Genomic DNA, 22,636 nt, shown 5'->3' with positions numbered 1-22,636 from the left:
GGTGGACAATGACACGGTGTTGGCTGATCGAGGGAAAGATCATCGCATTCTACTTTGATGGAATTCGTTTATGAGATCGATACTGGCACAACAACGACGCAGGCGTGATATCCATTTTTGCGCCCACGCCGCAATTTTCGCGATCGTGGGCGGGATAACAACGTGGCCCCTACCCTCATGCGCCGCAACGATATCGCAACTCTCGGCATCCGCTTTCGCCGGCATGGCAGCCCGATGTGAGAATTCGGTCGCGCCACAGACATTGCTTGCCGTCGCGAAGGTCGAAAGCAACCTTGGTCTCTTTCCCATACATGACAATACTACCGGACGGTCTTACAATCCCCCTTCGCAAAGCGAAGCGCTTGAAATCGCACAGGATCTAACAAGCCTAAATCACTCGATCGATCTCGGTATCATGCAGATCAACAATGCGAATCTGAGAGCATTCCGCATGCGAGTTGAGGATGCCTTCAATCCTTGCCGCTCCATGGATGCGGCCGCAACCATACTGAGCCTTGATTACGAGGGCGGTGATGACGTGGCAGAACAGCAAAAGGCGCTCCGGGCGGCGCTGTCAGCCTACAACACCGGAAACGACTCGGACGGTTTTCGCAACGGCTATGTCCATCGAGTAGAAGTCGCTGCACGTGAGATCGTGCCCGCGATCGAAACAGGCGTCGGCGGCCCGGCAGAACATTCCCCCGCACGGCTTCCGGCACAAGCACAGTCCGATGATTGGGATGTGTGGGCAGGCCTATCTCCGAAGGCCGATCGCGCACAACAGAAAGACGGTACCAGTACGGTGGATCCCAGGCCCTCAGGAGCCATGGTCTTCTCCGACGGCGGCTAATATTTCCGCATGAGTTTTGCAAGCCAGCAGGAGTAAAAATGATGTTCAAAGATTCGGTGAGAGGGCATGATTGGGCCCGGGCGGGTAGTTCCAGGCTTCTTGCTTTATTGACGGCAGGTCAAAGTCGGAAGTTCCTTGCTGCAACCACGCTCATTGCAAATTTCGCAATGGCATTCCCCGACTGCGCCCAGGCACAGACGGTTGGCACAGATCCGGCCACCATGGTCAATAACATATGCACGTTTATTCTCGGCCCGTTCGGTCAATCCGTCGCCGTCCTCGGCATTGTCGCGATCGGCGTCGCCTGGATGTTTGGGCGGGCTTCGTTAGGCCTTATTGCCGGGGTCATCGGTGGCGTCGTCATCATGTTCGGTGCGAGCTTTCTCGGAGAAACAATCACCGGCGGCGGTTGAGGAGGCGCGCAATGCAGGAGCGGCTGGAGGAAAGTCCTTTGTATCTGGCGGCGACACGCCCCGCGCTCTTCTTCGGCGTACCGGTGGCGCTTGCCGCCATCTTCGTCATGGGCGCGGGACTCGTTGTCGTCATTATGAAGGACCCGCTCTATGAACTCGTGATGGTTCCCCTCTGGATGGGAGCCCAGATTCTGGTCCAGAAAGATTACAATGCAATCAGCGTGGCCCTGCTCTGGCTGCGTACCTCCGGGCGGGCGATCGATAGCCCTCTCTGGGGCGGCGCCACAGTGAGCCCAAATCCGCTGAGAGTCGCCTCTCGTGGACGAGGTGCCGTCTGATGCGTGGCGCGCAGGCGATCGGGGAACGCAGCGGAGAGATATATCTCCCTTATGTTGGGCACGTTGGGGATCGCGTCGTGCTGCTGAGGGACGGCTCGGTTATGGTGATGGCGCGGATCGACGGCATTGCCTTCGAGCTTGAGGAGCCAGCGACGCGTAATGCGCGCGCGCGGGCCTTCAACACGCTTTTCCGCAACCTCGCTGACGACAATATTGCAATCTACACGCATCTCGTCCGTCACACGGATGTGCCTCCTCTGCCGCGGCGTCCCTTCCGAAGCGAATTTGCGGCCGACCTCGACCGGAGATTCCAGCAGACTGTTCAGGAAGGACAGCTATATCGCAACGATTACTTCTTATCGCTCATCGTACTTCCGCGCAATGTGCTCGGGAAGATCGGTGGCAAGCTGGCGCGTTTCGCAAAACCTTCTCCAGAGGACGGAATTGGCAAACTGCTCCATACGCTTGAAGATCGCTGGCATGTAGTCGAGACCGCACTCGAATCCTACAGGGTCAAGCGCCTGGGGGTGCGGGAGCAGGATGGGCTCGTCTTTTCGGAAATCGGCGAGGCGCTGCGCCTCATCCTTACCTGCCGCGCCCTGCCTGTGCCACTCGTCAGCGGCTCGCTCGGCGCGTCGATATACACCGACCGTGTGATCTGCGGCCGCCGAGGATTCGAAGTGCGCGCGCCCGGTGGCGGCTATTTCGGTTCACTCTTCTCTTTTCGCGAATATCCGGCGCAGACGCGGCCGGGCATGCTGAATACGCTTCTCAGCGCCGAGTTCCCGCTCGTCCTCACTCAGAGCTTTGCCTTCCTGACACGGGCGCAGGCACAAGGTAAGCTCAGCCTGAAGTCGAACCAGATGATGAGTTCGGGCGACAAAGCCCTGACGCAGATCGTAGGCCTGGCCGAGGCTCAGGATGCGCTCGCAAGCAATGAGTTCGTCATGGGATCGCACCATCTGGCGCTCGCGGTCTACGGTGATCATATCAAACAGCTGGCTGATCGCGGGGCGCGGGCGAGAGCACGCCTGACCGATGCCGGGGCGGTCGTGGTGCAGGAAGATATCGGCATGGAGGCGGCCTATTGGTCGCAGCTTCCCGGCAATCTCGAATGGCGAACACGACCGGGAGCCATCAGTTCCCGCAATTTCGCCGGCTTCTCCTCGTTCGAGAATTTCCCCATAGGGGCAATGGAAGGGCATTGGGGCGGCGCACTCGCACGTTTCCGCACCAATGGCGGAACACCGTTCAATTATGTCCCGCATGTCGAAGATGTCGGGATGACCGCGATCTTCGGACCGATCGGCCGGGGCAAGACGACATTGATGATGTTTATGTTGGCGATGCTGGAACAGGACATGGTAGAGCGCGGCGGCGCCGTGGTGTTCTTTGACAAGGACCGCGGCGGCGAGCTGCTGGTGCGGGCCACCGGCGGCACCTATCTGGTTCTGCGGCGTGGGGAACCGAGCGGCCTCGCCCCCCTACGTGGCCTTGAGAACACCCCGATGGCTCGCGACTTCCTGCGCGCATGGGTGACAGCGCTCATCGAGGCGGACGGGCGTGGCAGTATCTCGCCCGACGAAGGCCGGCGGCTCGAGCGCGGTATCGCGCGGCAGCTTTCATACAGCCCGGAGATGCGTTCGCTTGCGGGCCTGCGTGAATTTCTGCTGCACAGGTCGCCGGAGAGCGCCGGCGCGCGATTGGAACGCTGGTGCCGCGGCAATGCGCTCGGTTGGGCGTTCGACGGAGATACGGACGAGGTGCAGCTCGACACCGCCATCACCGGATTCGATATGACGCATCTGCTCGATTACGAAGAAGTCTGTGCGCCGGCCGCCGCCTATCTATTGCATCGTGTCGGTGAGGTCGTGGATGGCCGGCGGTTCGTCATGAGTTGTGACGAGTTCCGTGCTTATCTTCTCAATCCTCAGTTCGCCGCGGTGGTGGACAAATTCCTGCTCACAGTTCGCAAAAACAATGGAATGTTAATTCTAGCCACCCAACAGCCGGAGCACGTTCTGGAATCAAAGCTCGGAGCCAGCCTCGTCGCGCAATGCATGACGAAGATCATGTACCCGTCACCGACTGCAGACCGAGCCACCTATATCGATGGGCTGAAATGCACTGAGGGCGAGTTCCGCGCCGTGCGGGAAGACATGACCGTCGGAACACGTCGTTTTCTGCTCAAGCGGGACTCCGGCAGCGTTATCTGCGAATTTGACCTTGGCCGGATGCGCGATTACGTCGCCGTCCTGTCTGGCCGCGCCAATACTGTGCGGTTCGCCGAACGCCTGCGCCGTGAGCTTGGTGAAGACCCGGCGGATTGGCTGCAAGCCTTTATGCAACGATACCAAGAAGCGCGGGATTGAAAAGGACAATCACCATGCGGCGGTTCGACCCGGTGGCATTGCCCCGTCAAGTTGAGTGTCTTGCGCGTGGCCAGAGGCGCTGTGCTCAGATGTCGGTCCCCCTTGATCCTGCGTACGGTTGAAAAGATCCAGACCGTGCCGGGCATCTCGGTCACATGCGGGACGATCCGGCATTGAAGGATGAAGTTCAGCCGGAAATTCGTCACCCGCATTTCCCCGCAACCAGGCATGCGACACCTGGACCGATGTCACCGCCGTGCCAATGGCGTAGCGGCATGTGCCATGACAAACCGCCCAACGCTTCGTTCCTTGCATCATCCATGCCTCAACAATTTCACGGGCCCGACCATGCTATCCAAGCGAATTCTATTGCTTTGCATTAGATCTTTCGGCGTCCTCGTTCTCGGAAGCGCAGGTTGGACCATCGTGGCCTCGCTCGTCTTCCTCACCGGTAGCGGCCTTATTCGGTCGTTTTCCTACCCTTTGTACCAATGGTGGCTTTACCTCTTGTTTTCTCCGCCGAATCGCATCGTTGCCCTATGGCTTGGCATCGGGGCGGCAGCGGCGACGGCGATTATGGCGGTGTTCGTCGCTGCCCTGTTGGTGGGGCGCCCCAAGGCGCGATCCGCACTGCCCTGGCGCTCACAGCAACGGGCCGTTCCCGCTCCTGTCCGGGGCAAAAGTGACAATCACGGTCATGCCGATTGGCTCTCGATACAGAAGGCGCAAGCATTTTTTCCCGGACCGGCGCCCGGCTATGGCGGCATCGTCGTCGGTGAGGCGTATCGCGTGGATGAAGACGCTGTCGCCGAGTTGCCCTTCGACCCCGGGGTCAAAGCGACCTGGGGAAAAGGAGGAAAAGCTCCACTGTTGATCGACCCCTGCCGGTCAGGTCCCACCCATAGTCTGATTTTCGCCGGCGCCGGCTCCTTCAAGAGCACCTCTGCCATATCGACGCTTCTCACCTGGAGTGGTTCCGCCGTCGTGCTTGATCCTTCATGCGAACTCGGTCCGATGCTAGCGAACGCACTCCAAAACATGGGCCATAGAATTTATCAACTTGGCTTGCATGAAGGTATCGGCTTCAACGTTCTTGACTGGATCGACATAGGATCTCCGCTCGCAGCAACAAACGTACTCTCCATCGTCGATTGGGTCTGCGGTGATGCCGCCCCGGGTCAGGATGCCAACGGCGCGTTCTTTGCGTCTCGCGGCAAGGCACTCGTCTCCTGCCTCTTGGCGCATATGCTTTGGGACCCGGCCCTTCCCAAGGAAGATAAGACCCTCGCTCAACTCAGAATCGGCCTTTCCACACCAGAGCCGGAACTTCGAAAAATCCTTCAATCTATTCATGAACGCAGCCTCAGCCCTCTCGCCCGCGACTATGCCGGCACACTCAAAGGCCTGGTCGACGAGACCTTTTCAGGAATTTATGCGAACGCCGACGACACCACGGCATGGCTTGCCAATCCGGCTTTCGCGTCACTCGTATCGGGCAACACGTTTAAGTCGCTCGATCTGCTCGACGGCAAGACGTCGGTATTCCTGCAAATCCCTCTGGCGGCGCTTCAGAGCACGCCCGCTATCGGCCGGACCGTGGTCGGCGCGCTGCTGAATGCGGCTTACGAAGCGGACGGGCGCATCAGCGGCCGTATCCTGTACCTGCTCGACGAGGTTGCCCGTCTGGGCCCGATGAAGATCATCGAAACGGCCCGAGATGCCGGGCGCAAATACGGCATCACGCTCCAGCTCCTCTACCAGTCGGTCGGCCAACTCGAAAAACAGTGGGGCAAAGACGGAAAACGGGCGTGGTATGACGGCGTGTCTCATCGGACGTATGCCGCTGTGCAGGATTTGGATACGGCCAAGGAACTCGAAGAAACATTTGGAAACTATGCCGTTGAAGCGATCTCAGGCGGTAGCAACAAAGGCACGTCCGGTAAGGCCTTTGAATTAGGAAGCATGTCACGAGGCACCAGCACCTCCAGTCAGGAGATCAGCCGGCCACTGATCCGCCGCGACGAACTGATGAACGATTGCCGAACGGACGAAGCCTTCATTATCGTGCGGGGCGCCAAACCTCTGCGCTGCGGCCGAGCGATCTATTTCCGGCGGCCGGAGATGGTGGCGCGTGTCGAGGCCAACCGTTTCAGCCGAGCCACGCTGCCTGCGCTTCCGTAAACCTGCGGACATTCAGTATATCCTCGACAACCGTAAGACCGCATCTTCGTCCTGGCCGGACGATTTTGGCCATACGATCCCGTGCCCGGTGTGCGCCACGGACTGACAATCCAAGGGTACGGGAACGATTGGCGGAAGCTTTTCCAGGAAAGAGCCAAAGAGACGTGCAGTATCTTTGCAACGCTCGATCTGGCGTGGCGTGCCCCTGACGCCGCGCCGCCAGGATCTCCTGCAAGCGATCGCGGGCCAAGATGCATGGCCGTCCGGGCAGCTTCGCGGTTGGGTGTCATCCGACACGCAGCGATCGTCCGCCCGTTGCGGCTGCTATAGCATACTGAAATATTGAAGTCGTGCTATGGGCGAGGACCCCTTACCGTTTGCGGCCGATCTGCAATCTGTGGGTCGTCTACTTGCAGCGTGTTGATGTTGTTATTCAACTCTTCCCAGTAGCCGGCGTCGCGTGGGACGGCCGAAAGCCCCAGGGGGTTCGGCCGCCCCTGTTCATCGGTCACCTTGACTTGCGTTCGATTGTGATTGCTCTGCGCTATTGTGTATCTCTGCGGTCTTCCGCCCACGTTTTCTTGGACGGCGACCGTCTCTCCTCCCTTCAGAGGGTCCTTTCCATTCGAAAGGTCGGGGTTCTTTAAGTAGAAACCTCCTTCTTGTCCCTGCGAACGGAGATCCGCCTCAATGGCATCTAGAACATTTCTCCGCGTTTCGCTCCGCAGGCGATCATCCATCTCCCTCGGTGACTCACCCAGCTCTCCCTTTTGCATGGTGTGGAGCTCATGGTACGCGCCGGGCATCACCGCTGAACCAGCGTTCTCTGGAAAGGCGACATCCAGCTTATCCAGTGTGCCTATCCATTTTTGCCCTTCGCCGGAATTCCCCGCCGCGTTCAGGTCGGAATGGTGGGTGGCGACGACCAGATCAGGATGGCCGAGCAGACTGCCGAAGATCCCGCCGTCCACGCCGGTCTTGCCGCTGAATCTGTTCTTGGCAAATTGGGTACCGGATTCATTGTAGCTTCCGCTCACCGCATTCGAACCATGGACGTATTCGGCAATCTCTTTTGGCAGTACCTGGATGACTTCGCCGCTCGCATCGACCCGCATGCCACCATTGCGATAGACGCTCGCGACGGCGGCCATGTCGCGTGTATTGACCATCACCGCGCAGGCCATGCAATAGTTCTCGAATGCCTTGTCCATGAGGTCTTGCTTGCGCTGCTGCCCCTGTTCAGATGTCAGCTCACCGAACCTTTTCTCCAGAACTTGCATCAGCCCGGCATTGTCCAGCACATCCAGCAGCTTTTGGTTGCCGCTTTTGCCGCCATCCTGCGGGCGGTATTTATGTTCTCCGCGCGCCATTTCCTTGTTTATCTCGAGATGCGGGTTGCCGGTCAACGCCTTCATCTTGTCCATATAGAGGTCGAGTGGGTCCTTGCCCTCTGGCGTATGCGCCATGATCAGCACCCAGGTCGACAAAGCTCCGGCATTGACGCTGGAATTGAAGGCGCGACCGTCGGGCAGCAAGGCGGGATCGTTATAGGGCCGGCCGGAAGCTTCGACGCCGACATACTGGCGATAGGCTTTCTCACTTCCCATCAGTTCGATCGCGAGGGCCATCGCGGTCGGTTTCGACATGCTCTGCTGCGAGAATCGGTGCTCCATGTCGCCGACGCTGACGATCTGTCCGGTCGCCGCATTCATCACGGTGATGGAGCGTTTCGTCGGGTCGGGATTGGTATGGGGAATACCTTCGACCGGCCTGCCCTTGCCCATGGGCGACATCTTCGATCGGACGATCTCGTTGAGCAGCGCCTCGTCCAATGCATATGTCCGCCGCTCGGGCTGATCGGTCGTGGTGCCGCTGAATGCCCAATTCACGGCGTCGCGTACACGCCCAAATATCGATGCTCCGGCGGACGCCTGGGTTGAACGACCCATCTGCTCGGCAGGGTCTTGCATAGCCGGGGACACAGCTCTTTGCTCGCCTTCTGCCATTGGCTTTTCTCCTGTAATACGGCAATGACGTAAATTTTGTACAAACGGAAATTCTGATTGCCCGCCGTTGCATCCGCTGCGCAGAAATCAGTAGATCCGTAACGATTATGGGTAGATCCACCGAAACCAGCGGTCCAGCCAAAAACGGCTACAAATGTAGCAAACGCGGCTGTCGACTACATGAGAGGATCAAAGGGCGGCTGTTGAAGCTTTCATTCCTCACAAAATCGGCAGCACGGGGCATTAGAAGGGAAGAAAGTAAGCGCTACTTTTTGTGAACAAAAAGTAGCAAAAAAACTTTATTTACTCTGGGCCATGGGCTGTGTCGGCGACAACGCCCATGGCCCGGCGCAAACAAAAGTTTTTGCGCCGCTTTTTTTAAAAAGCGGCCACTTTCCTTATCTTCCGATACAGTATCGGCAACGCCGGAGGCACGAACAGCGGAACCAGCTTGAAGACGATCGGTGGAACGAACGCCAGAATCACAGCGGAAACATGCGCCATGCTGGACCAGCGACGCCAGGATTTCGATCGAAGATACGCGCGGAGACCATTGGCTATGAGCGCGAATTCGGCATGGAAAACGTGCCCGGTGACATCGTCGTAGCCTTCGATAACGGCAAGTTGCTTGCGTATCTTTTCGAGTTCCGAAAGCCCTCCCCACACGCCGTTCGGGTGAATGTTATAGACGGACATCGGCCGGTGCAGCACCCCGATGGGCCCTGAACGCGCGATGCAGATATTGACCAGCCAGTCATAGGCGACAAGCTCGAACATCTCGTCCGGCAGACTCTGCAACGCCGTCCGCCTGTACATATAGGTTGAGAAATTTCCTGGGATGTTTGCAATCACCTGCTGGCGCGCATCGACCAGTTGATAGCCCGTCGTTTGCGGCAAGCGTAGGTCGAAGCTGCTTTTTTCAGCTTTGTATATCAGGCAGTTCGTGGCGCAGGCGGGACATTCCCGATGAGCATCCAGGAAGGTGGCCTGGCGCCGCAGCTTGCCCGGATAGGTCCAGTAATCATCGCCTTCCAGCACAGCCACATAGTCGCCCCGGCAAGCCGCAAAGCCGCGCTGATAGTTTCGCGTGATGCCAAGATTCGTTGCCGCATCCAGATACCGCGTTGTCAGCCACGGCACATCGTCCAGCATCTCGTGAATGATCGCGAGCGTCCGGTCGATGGAATTGTCATCGGCCACCACCGCCTCAACCAGGCCGGTGCGGAAATCCTGCATCAGCAATCCCTCAAGCGCCCGCCTGATGAAATTTTCATGGTTGAACGAAATAATCAGAATGGACAGGCGCGGGCTTGCCACCTCGGACGGCCTCGACCGCTCAGCGCTCCCGCGCACCGCGCGTTGGGCCAATTCGTCGAACGGCTTGGTCTCTGACATGCAGCATGCTCCCTTGCCTCAAAAAAAACCGTCATGGCGGCGTGCTCCACCCGTCATGGCCCCGCCTCCAGCTGTTCCCATACGGCGTCGCACACGATCCCCAGCTCATCGCGCGTCATGTCGTCGAAGATCGGCAAAGACAAAGCGCGCCGGGAAAGCCGGTCCGTCACTGCCAGTCCGCCAGCGACACAATGTTCGCGAAAATACGGTTGCTCATGCAAATGCGGGCTGAAATAGTGCCCCGCGCCGATGCCACGCGCAGCGAGTGCGGCGATGAAAGCGGCGCGTCTTGGGGCCTGCGCCTCGCTGATCAGCACCGGCATGAACTGGTGGGCACAGCGCCGGCCTGTTTCGCGCTGAAATTCAAATGTTGGAAGGCGCTGGCGATAGAGGGCGGCGAGCGCGGCACGGCGCTCCACCAATTGTTCAAATTCGCCGAGCTTGGCCAGCGCGAGCAACGCGCCGATTTCGCTGAGCTTCGCGTTAAGCCCCGACATGGTCGCGGTCCGTGGCATGCCAAAGCCGAAATTTCCCATGGCGCGCAGCCGCACCAGCCTCTCCTGGTCCGCACAATAGATCACGCCGCCCTCGGCCGTGGCGAACGTTTTGGTCGCGTGCATGGAATAAACCACGGCGTGCCGGCATCCCGTGCCGAAACCACGCCCCTGCTCATCCTGCGAGCCCAACGATGCCGCCGCATCGACGACAATCGGCACGTCGTAGGCGCGCGAGAGGCTATCATAGCGAGCCAGGTCGAGATTATTGCCAAAGGTGGCATAAGGCACCAGCACGGCGATACGCCCGGCATAACGCTGCAGCAGCGTTTCCTCAGCCGCGGCGCAAGGCAGCCAGGTCTCCTCGTCCACATCGCATAACAAGGGTGTCAGCCCGGCCCACAGCGCCGCATGCGCCGTGGCGGCAAAGGTGAAGGCCGGCATCAGCGCATAGCGGCGCTCTCCGGTCACGACCTCACCCACCGCTTCGCGGATGGCCAGCATCAGCCCGATCGTCGCGTTGCAGACGGTGACACATCCCCCTACCCCACCGAACAACTGCTCGGTCAAACCCCGCTCGAAGCGCGTGTTGACGGGGCCATAGTTTGAGTAAACGCCGGTATCCCTGATGTCCGCGAGTTCCTCGTAATGGTCGGGCAAATAGGCGGGCTTGGGACGGATAAACGGGATCGGCACTTGTGCAATCCTTGTTATGTCGTACGCACACGCGCGTTTATTGAAGAAAAATTCATGACAGTCCGATCGCTTTCGCGCCTCAAACGCCTCCACGAAGACGGACGGCAAGGAAGAATGCAGAGCGCAGGCGCTGCGGAATTTCGCAGCAATGTGCAAAAATCTTCTCTGTCGCAGTACCTTTTGCATTCACGCCGCCAGCAATGCGCGACGCCCCAGGCAAACCGATCACTTTTCGCCGGCTCTATCCAATTTGTTATTTATTAGCAATAATTTCTATCTAAAAACAATAGGCCAGCCAACACCCGTGTGTTGCGGACGCCTCACGTATCTGAGGCCCGAAAAGCAGCCTCTTTTCAATGGCTTGCCCATGCCTTCGCGGTCCGCCGCGCCGGCATCGCCGCACCGGCGGCACGGCGCGGCATCGGCCGGCATCGCGGCCGCCGGACTCGGCCGCGTACGGGCGTAAACCCGCAGCCTACATAGGTGACCTACATAGGTGACATGGACACGGCGCATGGCTATGAGGGGGCAACTCCACCCCAAACGCCGGGCGGTACGATGAAGAATTTTACTCCTCCGGCCCTAGCCGGGCGACGCGCGCCCAACCGCTGGGACTTTGCCGCCATGCTGCTGGTCATGGGCGTTCTGGTGGCGGTGATCGATGTCGGCCGGCACACGATTTCAACGCCGCTCACGGCGGTCCAGGGCACGCCGATCCACCTCGATCCGGCTTACCTGCCCGGCTACGCCGTGCGCAGCGCGGCGCGTATGTTCGCCGCCTTGTTTTGCTCACTTCTGTTCACCTTCACCTTCGCGACGCTGGCGGCAAAGAGCCGGCGCGCCTGTCTGTTGCTGATCCCGATCCTCGACATCCTGCAATCGGTGCCCATCCTCGGCTTCCTGTCCTTCACCGTGCTGTTCTTCCTCAGCCTGTTCCCCGGCCAGGTCGTGGGCGCGGAGTTCGCCTCGATTTTCGTGATCTTCACGAGTCAGGCCTGGAACATGGCGTTCAGCTTCTACCAGTCGCTGACCACCCTTCCGGCCGATCTGCAGGAGGCCGCGCGCAGCTTCCGGCTTTCACCCTGGCAGAAATTCTGGCGGCTGGACGTTCCCTTCGCGATACCGGGGCTGGTGTGGAACACGATGCTGTCAATGTCCGGCGGCTGGTTCTTCGTCGTCGCCTCCGAGGCGGTCACGGTCGGCAACACCACCTTCGCCCTCCCCGGGATCGGCTCCTATGTCGCCACCGCCCTGGAAGCGCGCGACCTGAAGGCGATTTTCTACGCCATTCTGGCGATGCTCGTGGTTATTCTGCTGTATGACCAGTTGATCTTCCGCCCGCTGGTCGCCTGGTCGGATAAATTCCGCTTCGAAACCACCGCCAGCACCAGTGCGCCGGAACCCTGGATGTTGAAACTCCTGCGCCGGACCCGGCTGTTCCGTAGCCTTGGTGAGGCGGTCGGTGCCGTGGTCAGCAATATCTTCCGACTGCGGCTGGGGCGCAGCGCCATGGTGCAGGTCGATGAGAATCGCGCCCCCTCAAAGCTGCTCGACGGGCTGTGGTACGCGGTGATCGCGGCGCTGGCGCTCTATGCCGCCTGGCAGATCGTCGGTTTCGTCTCCACCACGCTGCATTGGCGCGATTTCGGCACGGCGCTGCTGATGGGGGCCTACACGATGATCCGTGTCATCGTGCTGATGGCGATCGCGGCGCTGGTTTGGGTGCCGGTCGGCGTGTGGATCGGGCTGCGGCCGAAAGTCACGCGCATTGCCCAGCCGGTCGCCCAGTTCCTCGCCGCCTTCCCCGCCAACCTGCTGTTCCCGCCGGTGGTGGTGGCAATCGTCTATTTCCATGCGAATGCCAGCATCTGGCTGTCGCCGCTGATGCTGATCGGAACGCAATGGTATATTCTGTTCAATGTCATCGCCGGTTCCGCCGCCTTTCCGGGCGACATGAAAGAGGCCGCAACGAATTTTCGCGTGCGCGGCCTGCTCTGGTGGCGCAAGGTGATGGTCCCGGGCATCCTGCCCTATTTCATCACCGGCGCGATCACCGCGTCGGGCGGCGCCTGGAACGCCTCGATCGTCGCCGAGGTGGCGAGCTGGGGCAAAACCGATCTCGTGGCGCAAGGGCTCGGCGCCTACATCGCCAAAGCGACCGCTGCCGGAGATACGCCGCGCATCGTGCTGGGCGTGGCCGTGATGTCCGGCTTTGTCGTCATCTTCAACCGGTTGCTCTGGCGTCCGCTCTACGCCTACGCGACACGCCGCACCACTCTGGGGTAACGTATCATGGATCAGACCGCCGAAGCGCCGTTGCTGACCGTCCGCAACTGCCGCCAATCCTACCACAAGGACGCGAGCACGGACCTCGTCGTGCTCGAGGATGTGGATCTTACCCTGCATGAAGGCGAAATTGTCGGGCTGCTCGGCCGCTCGGGCTCCGGCAAATCGACGCTGCTGCGCATCGCCTCCGGCCTGCTGAAACCGACCGCCGGCGAAGTGACCTGGCGTGGCCTGCCCCTCACCGGCCCGGCACCTGGCGTCGCCATGGTGTTCCAGAGCTTCGCCCTGTTCCCCTGGCTGACAGTGCAGGAGAATGTGGAGCTCGGCCTGGAAGCCCAGGGCGTGAAACGGGCCGAACGCGAGGAACGCAGCGAGGCGGCGATCGATCTGATCGGCCTGGGCGGCTATGACGGCGCCTATCCGAAGGAACTCTCCGGCGGCATGCGCCAGCGCGTCGGCCTGGCGCGGGCCCTGGTGGTGCACCCGGACCTGCTGCTCATGGATGAGCCATTCTCGGCGCTGGACGTGCTGACCGCGGAAACCCTGCGCACCGACCTCATCGATCTCTGGATGGAAGGCAAGCTGCCGATCAAATCCATCCTGATGGTCACGCACAATATCGAGGAGGCGGTGCTGATGTGCGACCGCATCCTGGTGTTCTCATCCAACCCCGGCCGGGTGGCGCACGAGCTGAAAGTGCCGTTCGCGCACCCGCGCAACCGTTTCGACCCCGCCTTCCGGCAGATGGTCGACGATATTTACGGCATCATGACCCGCCGCAAGGCGCCGGAAGCGCCCAGCGCGCCGGCCGCCGGCCGCACCGGCTTCGCTACCCCGCTGCACCCGGTCGGCACCAACCTGATGGCCGGCCTGATGGAGACGCTGTACAACCCCCCTTATGACGGCCGGGCCGACCTGCCGGCGCTGGCGGCGGCGCTGCAATACGAAGCCGACGAGCTGCTACCACTCGGTGAGACTCTGGGGCTGCTCGGCTTTGCGGTCCTTGAGGAAGGCGACCTGATTCTCACCGAGACCGGCCGCCGCTTCGCCGATGCCGACACCGAGGAACGCAAGAAAATCTTCGCCGAACAATTGCATGCCCACGTGCCGCTGATCGTCGCGATCCGTCAGGTGCTCGACCAGCGCCCCAACCACCGCGCCTCGGCGGTGCGCTTCCGCGACGAGCTGGAGGACCATATGTCCCCCGAATATGCCGCGGAGACGTTGCGCACCGTCATCGCCTGGGGCCGTTACGCGGAGTTTTTCGAATATGACGAAGAGGCCCAGCAATTCGGGCTCGAGGAAGAAGACGAAGAGAAAGTTTAAGCAAGGAGAAGCAAAAAACTACTTTTTGTGAACAAAAAGTAGCAAAAAAACTTTGTTAACTTTCGGCCGTGCTGGTTTCACCGCCACCGGCCCAGCATCAATAAAAGTTTTTGCGCCGCTTTTTTCAAAAAGCGGCCACTTTCTTATCTCCGCGTCAGCGACCAGTAAATCGGCTGCCGTCCGGCGGCGATGGCCTTAGCCTCGTAGCGGGTCGGCGGCCAGCCCTCGGGGCGGGTCAGAGTGCGTGAGCCGATCGCGAACAAAGTCTGCTCCGCCAGCACCTCGTCGGTCCATTCCTGATAGGTCGGATCGTCGGAAGCGATCCGCCATTCGCCGCCCGGGCGCAGCGCGCGGGCCGCCTCGGCCAGCAGCTCGGGATGCACGAAACGGCGTTTGGCGTGGCGGGATTTCGGCCACGGATCCGGGAACATCAGAAACAGTTTGCCGAGCGCGGCATCGTCCAGGCTGCGCAGCAGCGGGCGCGCGTCGGCCGTGAACAGGCGCAGATTGCGCGGCGGCAGCGCTGTGACCGTCTCATCCGGTGCCAGGCGGGAGAGCAGCGAGCAGATCCCGTTCTCGAACACTTCCGCCGCGATCAGGCCGATGTCGGGATTCTGCGCCGCCAGCGCCTCGGCATGCTCACCGCCGCCAAAGCCCACTTCGAGCCACAATTCCCGCGGCGTGAAGCCAAACGCCACGTCCGGCCAGGCGAAGGTCGGCAGGAATTCCGCCAGCAGCCATTCCTGGCGCGGGCGGAGTTTGTGGCCACGCATGCGGCCATAAAGCCGGTCAGGGGGCGGTTTGAGCGTCATGAACACCCCATAAAAAGGCGCGGCGGCTGGAGCATGATCGCTCTCAGAGCGATCATGCTCCAGGTCTTTCAGCGGCCGAAAGCGGACTTCAGAGCCGGGACGAGATCGGTCTTCTCCCAGGTGAAGGTGCCGAGATCGGCATCCGGCGTGCGGCCGAAATGGCCGAAGGCCGAGGTCACGGCATAAATCGGGCGGTTCATCTGCAGATGCTCGCGAATGCCGCGCGGCGACAGATTGACCAGCTGCCGCAGGGTCCGCTCCAGCTTCGCCGGGTCCACGTCCTTGTCAGTACCGTGCAGGTCGACATAGAGCGACAGCGGCTGCGACACGCCGATGGCATAGGAGAGCTGCAGGGTGCAGCGCTCGGCCAAGCCCGCGGCCACCACGTTCTTGGCGAGGTAGCGGCAGACATAGGCCGCCGAACGGTCCACCTTCGTGGGGTCCTTGCCGGAGAACGCGCCGCCGCCATGCGGGGCCGCGCCGCCATAGGTGTCGACGATGATCTTACGCCCGGTCAGGCCGCAATCGCCGTCCGGACCGCCGATGACGAACTTGCCGGTCGGGTTGACGTAGAACTCGTCCGCCGCCGGCATCCAGCCGGCGGGCAGCGCCGCCTTCACGATCGGCGTCAGCATTTCCTTGATCCGCCCGGCCGTCATGCCTTCTTCATGCTGGATCGAAACGACCACCGAAGTGGCGCCGACCGGCTTGCCGTCGACATATTTCAGCGTCACCTGGCTCTTCGCGTCCGGCAACAGGCCCTGGACGGTGGAGTTGGCGGCGCGGCGCAGCTCGGAGATGCGGCGCAGGATCAGGTGGGAATAATAGATCGGGGCCGGCATCAACGCCTCGGTCTCGGTGCAGGCATAGCCGAACATGATGCCCTGGTCGCCGGCGCCCTCGTCCTTGTTGCCGGCGGCATCCACGCCCACCGCAATATCCGCGGACTGCGCATGCAGATGCACGTCGATCTCGGCATTGCGCCAGGAGAAACCGGGCTGATCATAGCCGATGTCATGCACCGCCAGGCGCGCCAGATGCGCCAGATATTCCGCGGTAATGGTGTCCGGGCCGCGGGTTTCACCCGCCAGCACGATGCGGTTGGTGGTCACCAGCGTTTCGCAGGCCACACGGGCATAGGGGTCGGCGGCCAGATAGGCGTCAACCACCGTATCGGAAATACGATCGGCAACCTTGTCCGGGTGGCCTTCCGAGACGGATTCGGAGGTAAACAGAAACTCGCCTTTGTCGCGCATCGAGAATTTCCCTTATTATTCGGCGCTGTCCGATGGCGTATCTGCGGGTTGGGGTCAAGCCTCAGAGGCCCAGCATGTCACGCATGGTGTAAAGGCCCGGGGGCTTGCCATGCAGCCAGAGCGCGGCGCGCACCGCGCCGGTCGCAAAAACCCGGCGGTCCAGCGCATGGTGGGTGAGCGAAATCTGCTCCGACGCGGCCGTAAACGAGAGCGTATGGCTGCCGACGATCTGGCCGCCGCGCAGAGTCGCAAAGCCGATTTCCCCGTCCTTGCGCGGACCGGTATGGCCATGCCGGCCGCTGACCATAACATCTTCGAGCTTGACGCCGCGCCCGGCGGCCACGGCCCGGCCCAGGCCGAGCGCGGTGCCCGACGGCGCATCCACCTTCTGGCGATGATGCATTTCCAAAATCTCGGCGTCATAGGCATCCGCCGGCAGAATGGCGCCGAGGCGCTCGGCGATGGCGAAGGCGATGTTGACGCCGGTGCAATAGTTCGGCGCGGCAATGACCGGGATTTTTTGCGCCGCCGCCGCGATCGCCTGGGTGCCGGCCGCATCAAAACCGGTGGTGCCGAGCACCCATGCTTTGCCCACAGAAGCCAACGCCGCCGCATGCGGCACCACCGTGCTGGCATGGGTGAAATCGATGACCACGTCGGAAATTCCGGCCAGCGTTGCGAGATCGGGCGACAAAGCCACGCCATCCGGCCCGGTCCCCGACCGGCTGATGCCGCCGGCAAGTGCTGCGAGCGCCACCGCCTCTTCGGCCAGAAGCCTCCCCATCCTGCCGGAGATGCCGGCAATGCCAATGCGCAATGTCATGTCCCACCGCATAACGGGTTTTTATGAAATTCCCAATCGCCCTGGCACGGCCGGTGCACACCATGCCTGCCGATTTCCCACCTGGTTTGACAAGCAGCGCGACTCCCTGTGATGGAGTCCGACCAGAATGAGCGAGTCAGGAAGATTTTTCGTGAGGCATAGGATCGAGGAAAGCCGCATTATCGCCCGCCTTCGCGCGCTGCACGCCGGGGCCGGGCTCTGCCTGGCGCTCGCCCTCGCCGGCTGCCACGCATCGCAGACGCAGCAGTTCGAACAGGAATCGGCCGCCCCCCACGATGCCGGCGTGCTGAACGTCGCCGACGCCGCGATCGCCGGGAACGACCCGCAAATGGCGCTCCAGGTCAGCCAGTCCGTGCTGGCGAGCGATCCGCACAATATCCAGGCGCTCTACCATGAGGCCGCGTCCTATTACGCGCTGAACCGCTGCGAAGACGCGATCGCCGCTTACCGGCTGGCGCTGAAAATCGACCCGGCCTCCTCGCAAGCGGAGACCGGCATCGGCCGCTGCCTGCTGCAGCACGACGCCGCGACGGCGGCGCTGGCCTTCACGAAAGCGGTGCAGGACGACCCGAACAACGCCCCGGCGCAAAACGATCTGGGCATCGCCCTCGACCTCCAGGGCAATTACGCTGGCGCCATCGGCCCCTATAAGCAGGCCCTCCTGCTCGCCCCCGGCGTGACGGCGACCGAAGTCAATCTCGGCCTGTCTCTCGCGCTTGCGGGCAATGGGCAGGAGGCGCTGCAATATCTCGGCCCGCTCGCCACCAGCACGGAGGCGACGCCAAAAATCCGCGAGGATTACGCGGTGGCCCTGCTCGCCACCGGCCGCCAGGACGAGGCAAAACAAGTGCTCAGCGTCGACCTGACCCCCGACCAGGCGCGCGCATTGCTCGAGGGCTTCTCCGATATCCTCGCCAAGTCAGGGCATTAAGAAAGCAGGCGCTTTTTGAAAAAAGCGCCGCAAAAACTTTTGTTTTGCTGGGCCTGAGGCGTTGAAGCTGCACGGGCCCAAAGTTAACAAAGTTTTTTTGCTACTTTTTGTTCACAAAAAGTAGCGCTCACTTTCTTCCTTACATCCCGCCCGGATAATTCGGCCCCCCCGCCCCTTCCGGTACCACCCAATCGATGTTCTGCGTCGGGTCCTTGATGTCGCAGGTCTTGCAGTGCACGCAGTTTTGCGCGTTGATCCGCAATTGCGGATTCCCCTGCTCAGCGCCGGTGATTTCGTAAACCCCAGCGGGGCAGTAACGCGTTTCCGGGCTGCGATATTCGTTCCAGTTGACGCTGACCGCCTTGGCCGGATCACGCAACACCAGATGCGCGGGCTGGTTTTCCTCATGGTTCGTGTTGGAGAGGAACACCGAAGAGAGACGGTCGAAGGTCAGCTTGTTATCCGGCTTCGGATAATCGATCGGCGTGGCGTCACTTGCCTTGCGCAACGTGTCATGGTCGCTGTGGTTGCGCAGCGTCCAGGGCGCCCTGCCGCGAAACACGTAAGTGTCGAGCGCCGCGTTCACCAGACCGCCATAGAGGCCGAACTTGGCGAAGCCGGGGCGAATATTGCGCGCCGCGTGCAGTTCCGGCCACACCCAGCTTGCGCGCAGCATCTCGGCATAGGCGGTCACTTCAGCTTGCTTGCCGTCCGCCAGGGCGGCGGCGAGCGCTTCCGCCGCGACCATGCCGGATTTCATCGCCGTATGCGTGCCCTTGATCTTCGGCACATTCAGCATGCCTGCAGCGCAACCGATCAGCACGCCGCCCGGAAACGTGAGTTTCGGCAGAGATTGCAGCCCGCCTTCATTCAGCGCGCGGGCGCCGTAGGAAATGCGCTTGCCGCCTGCAAAGACCGGCGCGATGGAAGGATGCATCTTGAAGCGCTGCATCTCCTGGAACGGCGATAAAAACGGATTCTTGTAATCCAGGCCAACGACAAACCCGTACGCGACGAGGTTGTCGCCGAAATGATAGAGAAAGGAACCACCATAAGTGTCGGGCTCAAGCGGCCAGCCGATGCTGTGCATGGCCAACCCCTTGCGGAATTGCTCAGGCCGCACTTCCCACAATTCCTTGATGCCGATCCCGTAGGTCTGCGGATCGTTATCCGCGTTCAGCGCGAAACGCTGCATCAGCTGTTTCGACAGCGAGCCGCGGCACCCTTCGGCGAAAACCGTGTAGGTCGCGCGCAATTCCATGCCGCGCTGGTGATTCGCGGTGGGTTGTCCATCCTTGCCGATGCCCATGTCGCCGGTCGCGACGCCGACGATTCGGCCTTCTTCGACCAACAGCTCGGCGGCGGCGAAACCGGGATAGATTTCAACCCCCGCCTCTTCCGCCTGCTGGCCCAGCCAGCGCACCACATTGCCCAGCGAGACGATGTAGTTGCCCGCATTATGCATCTGCGGCGGCGTCGGCAGATTGTGGGATTTCTGCGCCGTCAGAAACAGGAACCGGTCTTCCGTCACCGGAGTCGTGAGCGGGATGGTCGCCGGGTCGCACTCGGGGAACAGTTCCTTGAGCGCGCGCGGCTCGAGAACCGCGCCAGAGAGGATATGCGCGCCGACCTCGCCGCCCTTCTCGACCACGCAGACGGAAAGCGCCGGGTTGATCTGCTTCAGCCGGATCGCCGCGGCGAGGCCCGCGGGACCGGCCCCGACCACCAGCACGTCGAACTCCATCGCCTCGCGGGGCGCGAATGGCTCAGACAAAATACGCCTCCTGGCTGTTTCGCGTCGTATAGGTAATACCCGTGTTGTGCGTAAAGGTACGGCGAAATGAGTGACGCGGACACCGGGCTGATCGAGGCGCTGCGCCTGCAATGGGAATGGGGCGCGGACGAGGCGCTGTTGGAGTCGCCGCAGGACCGCCGCCACGCGGCGCCGGCGGTGGTGCCGCCATCCGCGCCGCCAAAGCCCTCCGCCCCACCGGCCGCGGCGGCCCGCCCACGCGCCCCTTCTTTGCCCCCGCCCCCTGGGGACGCGGCAAAACTCGCCGCCTCATGCCATGATCTGGAGGCGCTGCGGGCGGCGATGGCGGGCTTCACCGGCTGCGCGCTGCGCGACACCGCCACCCAGCTCGTCTTCGCCGACGGCGCCCCCGATGCCAGGCTGATGGTGATCGGCGAGGCGCCGGGCAGCGAGGAAGACCGAATCGGCAAGCCCTTCGTCGGCCCGGCCGGGCAGTTGCTCGACCGCATGCTCGGCAGCATCGGCCTGGACCGGCGCACCGCGCGAATCGCCAATGTCGTGCCCTGGCGGCCGCCGGGCAACCGCACGCCGACCGACTCGGAAATCGCCATCTGCCTGCCGTTCCTGCGTCGCCAAATCGCCCTCGTCCGCCCGCGCGGGCTGCTGCTGCTGGGCGCGGTGGCCGCGAAAGCCCTGCTGGCGTCACCGGAGCGGGACCAGGGCATCGGCCGGCTGCGCGGCACATGGCGGCCTGTGACCATCGACGGACTCGACGCGCCTTTGCCGGCGCTGCCGACCTTCCACCCGGCCTATTTGCTGCGCATGCCGGCCGCCAAGGCGCAGGCCTGGCGGGATCTTTTGGCACTGCGGCAATGGTTGGAAACGGAAGATCAACCGACAAAAATCACGTCTTTGTGATGAACCACCTCCCAAAAGCCACAGGGAATCCGTCAGATTTGTCTTATTAATTAGACCAGTCTCGCCGAAAAGCCTTGCATCTCACAGTTCTGCTGTGTACGGACTTAAGTCATGCGAGGAGCTCATCCAGTGCTCTCCCGCCTCAACGTGACCTTCCTGGCTTTGGCTACAGTGTCCGTTCTCGCCCTTGGCCTCGTCGACAGCACGAGCGCCATGGCGAAGTCCCCCGCTACGGGACGAGGCCCGGGAATGCCGCCTTCCCCCTCAACGCCGCTCAGCGCCGCGAATGAGGATCAGTTTGCTTATGCGGTCCCCCGCAACGCGCCGTCACCCGACGTGGAAGTCGTGTTGCCCGAACCGCTGTCACCCAGCGCACTTATAACGTATAAACGAATCTTTACGCTGCAAAATAGTGCGAGCTATGCACAGGCCGACAGACTGATCAGCCGTTTGCACGATCCGACTCTGCTCGGTTCGGTGCTGGCGGCGCGTTATCTGAGCACGAATTATATCAGCACGCCCGCAGAGCTGCTCCACTGGTACGCAAGCTACAGCACCGCGCCCGAAGCGCCGGCGATTTATGCCCTCATGCGCCGCAAGCTGCACGGCCACGACCTGCCGCCCCCGCCGCATTTGGCGCTCCTGCCCGAACAGACGGTGACGGCAGGCGCCGCCGCCCCGCCCGTCACGACGAAAAAGGACACGGTCTGGCAACACCATTTCGCGGAGGGGCTGGCCGAGTGGAAAGCCGGCGCGCTGCGTGAAGCCGCCACCACTTTCGCCGACACCGCCGCCATGACGAACATTTCCGACGATGACCGGGCCGCCAGCGCCTTCTGGGCAGCGCGCGCGGCATTGCGGCGGCAGCGGCCGGAAGCCTATCTCAACTGGTTGCAGCACGCGGCAAACACCGGGGCCACATTCTATGGCCTGCTGGCCGGACGCCTGCTCGGCCAGGGATTTGGCCCGACCGGCATTTCCGCGACGCTGACCGAAGCCGACATCATCGCCGTCGACGCCACGCCGCAAGGCCACCTTGCTTTCGCCTTGCTGCAGGCGGGTCAACGGGAGCAAGCCGCGTTGGCCCTCCGCGCGCTCTGGCCGCAGATCAAAAACGATCCGGCATTCGGGCGCTCGGTGATGGCCGTGGCGGCGCGGGCGGGCTTGGTGGACGTCACCGTCGCCCTGGCCAGCCAACTGCCGAACCAGGTGAATGAAATCGCCGGGGCCAGCCTGCCATTGCCGGCTCTGTACCCGGCCGGCGGCTTCACCATCGATCCGGCGCTGGTCTACGCCGTCACCCGCACTGAATCCGGTTTCAACCCGCATGCCGTCTCGCCGGTCGGGGCGCGCGGCCTGATGCAGCTGATGCCGGAGACCGCGCGCTATATCCGCCAGGAGAAAGGGCTGAGCGGCTCCGTCACCAATCCCGCTGACAACCTGGCGCTGGGCCAGGCCTATATCCGCTATCTCGGGAAACAGCCGGGGATCGACGACAGTCTGCTGGCGGTGCTGGCGAGCTACAATGCCGGTCCGGGCGCGGCCGCATCCTGGTATCAGAATCTCGCCGCCAACAGCGACCCGCTGCTGTTCATCGAATCGATCCCGACCGATCAGACGCGCCGCTTCGTCAAGCAGGTTCTGGCCGATACCTGGCTGTACGCCGAGCAGATCGGGCTGAAGCCGACCAGCCTGAACGTGCTCGCCGAAGGCGGCTTCCCGCGCCTCGACTTGAATTTCGATATGGCCTCTGCCAACTGAGCTT

At 61.9% G+C, this 22,636-nt stretch carries 17 protein-coding genes; 10 read left to right on the top strand and 7 right to left on the bottom strand.

What is annotated here, in order from left to right; translation table 11 throughout:
* Window positions 1-70 precede the first annotated feature (70 nt).
* From VNC39_RS07415 to VNC39_RS07395, 5 genes are all read left to right on the top strand, one after another.
* Complete coding sequence (locus VNC39_RS07415) at window positions 71-850, top strand: lytic transglycosylase domain-containing protein (RefSeq protein WP_325397701.1); 780 nt, start codon at window positions 71-73, stop codon at window positions 848-850.
* Between the two features lie 38 nt (window positions 851-888).
* A complete protein-coding gene (gene virB2 / locus VNC39_RS07410; protein WP_325397699.1) occupies window positions 889-1,263 on the top strand; it encodes a pilin major subunit VirB2 in 375 nt (124 codons plus the stop codon).
* 11 nt (window positions 1,264-1,274) lie between these two features.
* Window positions 1,275-1,601 (top strand): type IV secretion system protein VirB3, encoded by a 327-nt coding sequence (locus tag VNC39_RS07405; RefSeq protein WP_325397697.1) that lies wholly within the window; start codon window positions 1,275-1,277, stop codon window positions 1,599-1,601.
* Entirely contained in the window at window positions 1,601-3,973 is a 2,373-nt protein-coding gene (locus VNC39_RS07400; RefSeq protein WP_325397695.1) for a VirB4 family type IV secretion/conjugal transfer ATPase, read from the top strand. Before VNC39_RS07405 ends, VNC39_RS07400 begins: the two co-directional genes overlap by 1 nt.
* A gap of 426 nt (window positions 3,974-4,399) precedes the next feature.
* Window positions 4,400-6,154, top strand: a complete 1,755-nt coding sequence (locus tag VNC39_RS07395; protein ID WP_325397693.1) for a type IV secretory system conjugative DNA transfer family protein — start codon at window positions 4,400-4,402, stop codon at window positions 6,152-6,154.
* Between the two features lie 353 nt (window positions 6,155-6,507).
* Here the strand turns inward: VNC39_RS07395 and VNC39_RS07390 are convergent, their stop codons facing one another.
* The 3 genes from VNC39_RS07390 to VNC39_RS07380 form a co-directional block, all read right to left on the bottom strand.
* Window positions 6,508-8,160 (bottom strand): glutaminase, encoded by a 1,653-nt coding sequence (locus tag VNC39_RS07390; protein WP_325397691.1) that lies wholly within the window; start codon window positions 8,158-8,160, stop codon window positions 6,508-6,510.
* Window positions 8,161-8,538: 378 nt separating this feature from the next.
* Window positions 8,539-9,555 (bottom strand): glycosyltransferase family 2 protein, encoded by a 1,017-nt coding sequence (locus VNC39_RS07385; protein ID WP_325397689.1) that lies wholly within the window; start codon window positions 9,553-9,555, stop codon window positions 8,539-8,541.
* A 53-nt stretch (window positions 9,556-9,608) separates the two neighbouring features.
* Window positions 9,609-10,745 carry a DegT/DnrJ/EryC1/StrS family aminotransferase gene (locus VNC39_RS07380; protein ID WP_325397687.1) on the bottom strand — a complete coding sequence of 379 codons (1,137 nt, stop codon included), beginning with the start codon at window positions 10,743-10,745 and terminating at the stop codon, window positions 9,609-9,611.
* A 558-nt stretch (window positions 10,746-11,303) separates the two neighbouring features.
* On the opposite strand from VNC39_RS07380, the gene VNC39_RS07375 reads away from it, so the two are divergent.
* Complete coding sequence (locus VNC39_RS07375; protein ID WP_325397864.1) at window positions 11,304-13,031, top strand: ABC transporter permease; 1,728 nt, start codon at window positions 11,304-11,306, stop codon at window positions 13,029-13,031.
* Between the two features lie 6 nt (window positions 13,032-13,037).
* Complete coding sequence (locus VNC39_RS07370) at window positions 13,038-14,357, top strand: nitrate/sulfonate/bicarbonate ABC transporter ATP-binding protein (protein WP_325397685.1); 1,320 nt, start codon at window positions 13,038-13,040, stop codon at window positions 14,355-14,357.
* 143 nt (window positions 14,358-14,500) lie between these two features.
* On the opposite strand, the gene trmB is transcribed toward VNC39_RS07370, so the two are convergent.
* The 3 genes from trmB to dapB form a co-directional block, all read right to left on the bottom strand.
* Window positions 14,501-15,169 carry a tRNA (guanine(46)-N(7))-methyltransferase TrmB gene (gene trmB / locus VNC39_RS07365; protein ID WP_325397683.1) on the bottom strand — a complete coding sequence of 223 codons (669 nt, stop codon included), beginning with the start codon at window positions 15,167-15,169 and terminating at the stop codon, window positions 14,501-14,503.
* 68 nt (window positions 15,170-15,237) lie between these two features.
* A complete protein-coding gene (gene metK, locus VNC39_RS07360) occupies window positions 15,238-16,425 on the bottom strand; it encodes a methionine adenosyltransferase (RefSeq protein ID WP_325397681.1) in 1,188 nt (395 codons plus the stop codon).
* Between the two features lie 61 nt (window positions 16,426-16,486).
* The gene (gene dapB / locus VNC39_RS07355; protein WP_325397679.1) at window positions 16,487-17,248 is read right to left on the bottom strand and encodes a 4-hydroxy-tetrahydrodipicolinate reductase; all 762 of its coding nucleotides are present in this window, start codon (window positions 17,246-17,248) and stop codon (window positions 16,487-16,489) included.
* Between the two features lie 151 nt (window positions 17,249-17,399).
* On the opposite strand from dapB, the gene VNC39_RS07350 reads away from it, so the two are divergent.
* Entirely contained in the window at window positions 17,400-18,200 is an 801-nt protein-coding gene (locus VNC39_RS07350; RefSeq protein WP_325397677.1) for a tetratricopeptide repeat protein, read from the top strand.
* A gap of 139 nt (window positions 18,201-18,339) precedes the next feature.
* On the opposite strand, the gene VNC39_RS07345 is transcribed toward VNC39_RS07350, so the two are convergent.
* A complete protein-coding gene (locus VNC39_RS07345; RefSeq protein WP_325397862.1) occupies window positions 18,340-19,944 on the bottom strand; it encodes an electron transfer flavoprotein-ubiquinone oxidoreductase in 1,605 nt (534 codons plus the stop codon).
* A gap of 96 nt (window positions 19,945-20,040) precedes the next feature.
* On the opposite strand from VNC39_RS07345, the gene VNC39_RS07340 reads away from it, so the two are divergent.
* Window positions 20,041-20,871 carry a uracil-DNA glycosylase gene (locus VNC39_RS07340; protein ID WP_325397675.1) on the top strand — a complete coding sequence of 277 codons (831 nt, stop codon included), beginning with the start codon at window positions 20,041-20,043 and terminating at the stop codon, window positions 20,869-20,871.
* A 129-nt stretch (window positions 20,872-21,000) separates the two neighbouring features.
* Complete coding sequence (locus tag VNC39_RS07335) at window positions 21,001-22,632, top strand: lytic transglycosylase domain-containing protein (RefSeq protein WP_325397673.1); 1,632 nt, start codon at window positions 21,001-21,003, stop codon at window positions 22,630-22,632.
* Window positions 22,633-22,636 lie beyond the last annotated feature (4 nt).

The organism is Acidocella sp. (genome assembly GCF_035535915.1).
GTDB lineage: Bacteria > Pseudomonadota > Alphaproteobacteria > Acetobacterales > Acetobacteraceae > Acidocella.
The sequence above is the reverse complement of the archived record's forward strand: the minus strand, read 5'-3'. Positions and strand labels throughout refer to the sequence as shown.

Coding starts and splice junctions, on each gene's coding strand:
- VNC39_RS07415 (WP_325397701.1), top strand. CDS start 71: ATGAGATCGATACTGGCACAACAACGACGCAGGCGTGATATCCATTTT.
- VNC39_RS07340 (WP_325397675.1), top strand. CDS start 20,041: ATGAGTGACGCGGACACCGGGCTGATCGAGGCGCTGCGCCTGCAATGG.
- metK (WP_325397681.1), bottom strand. CDS start 16,425: ATGCGCGACAAAGGCGAGTTTCTGTTTACCTCCGAATCCGTCTCGGAA.
- VNC39_RS07345 (WP_325397862.1), bottom strand. CDS start 19,944: ATGGAGTTCGACGTGCTGGTGGTCGGGGCCGGTCCCGCGGGCCTCGCC.
- VNC39_RS07385 (WP_325397689.1), bottom strand. CDS start 9,555: ATGTCAGAGACCAAGCCGTTCGACGAATTGGCCCAACGCGCGGTGCGC.
- VNC39_RS07405 (WP_325397697.1), top strand. CDS start 1,275: ATGCAGGAGCGGCTGGAGGAAAGTCCTTTGTATCTGGCGGCGACACGC.
- trmB (WP_325397683.1), bottom strand. CDS start 15,169: ATGACGCTCAAACCGCCCCCTGACCGGCTTTATGGCCGCATGCGTGGC.
- VNC39_RS07370 (WP_325397685.1), top strand. CDS start 13,038: ATGGATCAGACCGCCGAAGCGCCGTTGCTGACCGTCCGCAACTGCCGC.
- virB2 (WP_325397699.1), top strand. CDS start 889: ATGATGTTCAAAGATTCGGTGAGAGGGCATGATTGGGCCCGGGCGGGT.
- VNC39_RS07390 (WP_325397691.1), bottom strand. CDS start 8,160: ATGGCAGAAGGCGAGCAAAGAGCTGTGTCCCCGGCTATGCAAGACCCT.
- dapB (WP_325397679.1), bottom strand. CDS start 17,248: ATGACATTGCGCATTGGCATTGCCGGCATCTCCGGCAGGATGGGGAGG.
- VNC39_RS07375 (WP_325397864.1), top strand. CDS start 11,304: ATGAAGAATTTTACTCCTCCGGCCCTAGCCGGGCGACGCGCGCCCAAC.
- VNC39_RS07400 (WP_325397695.1), top strand. CDS start 1,601: ATGCGTGGCGCGCAGGCGATCGGGGAACGCAGCGGAGAGATATATCTC.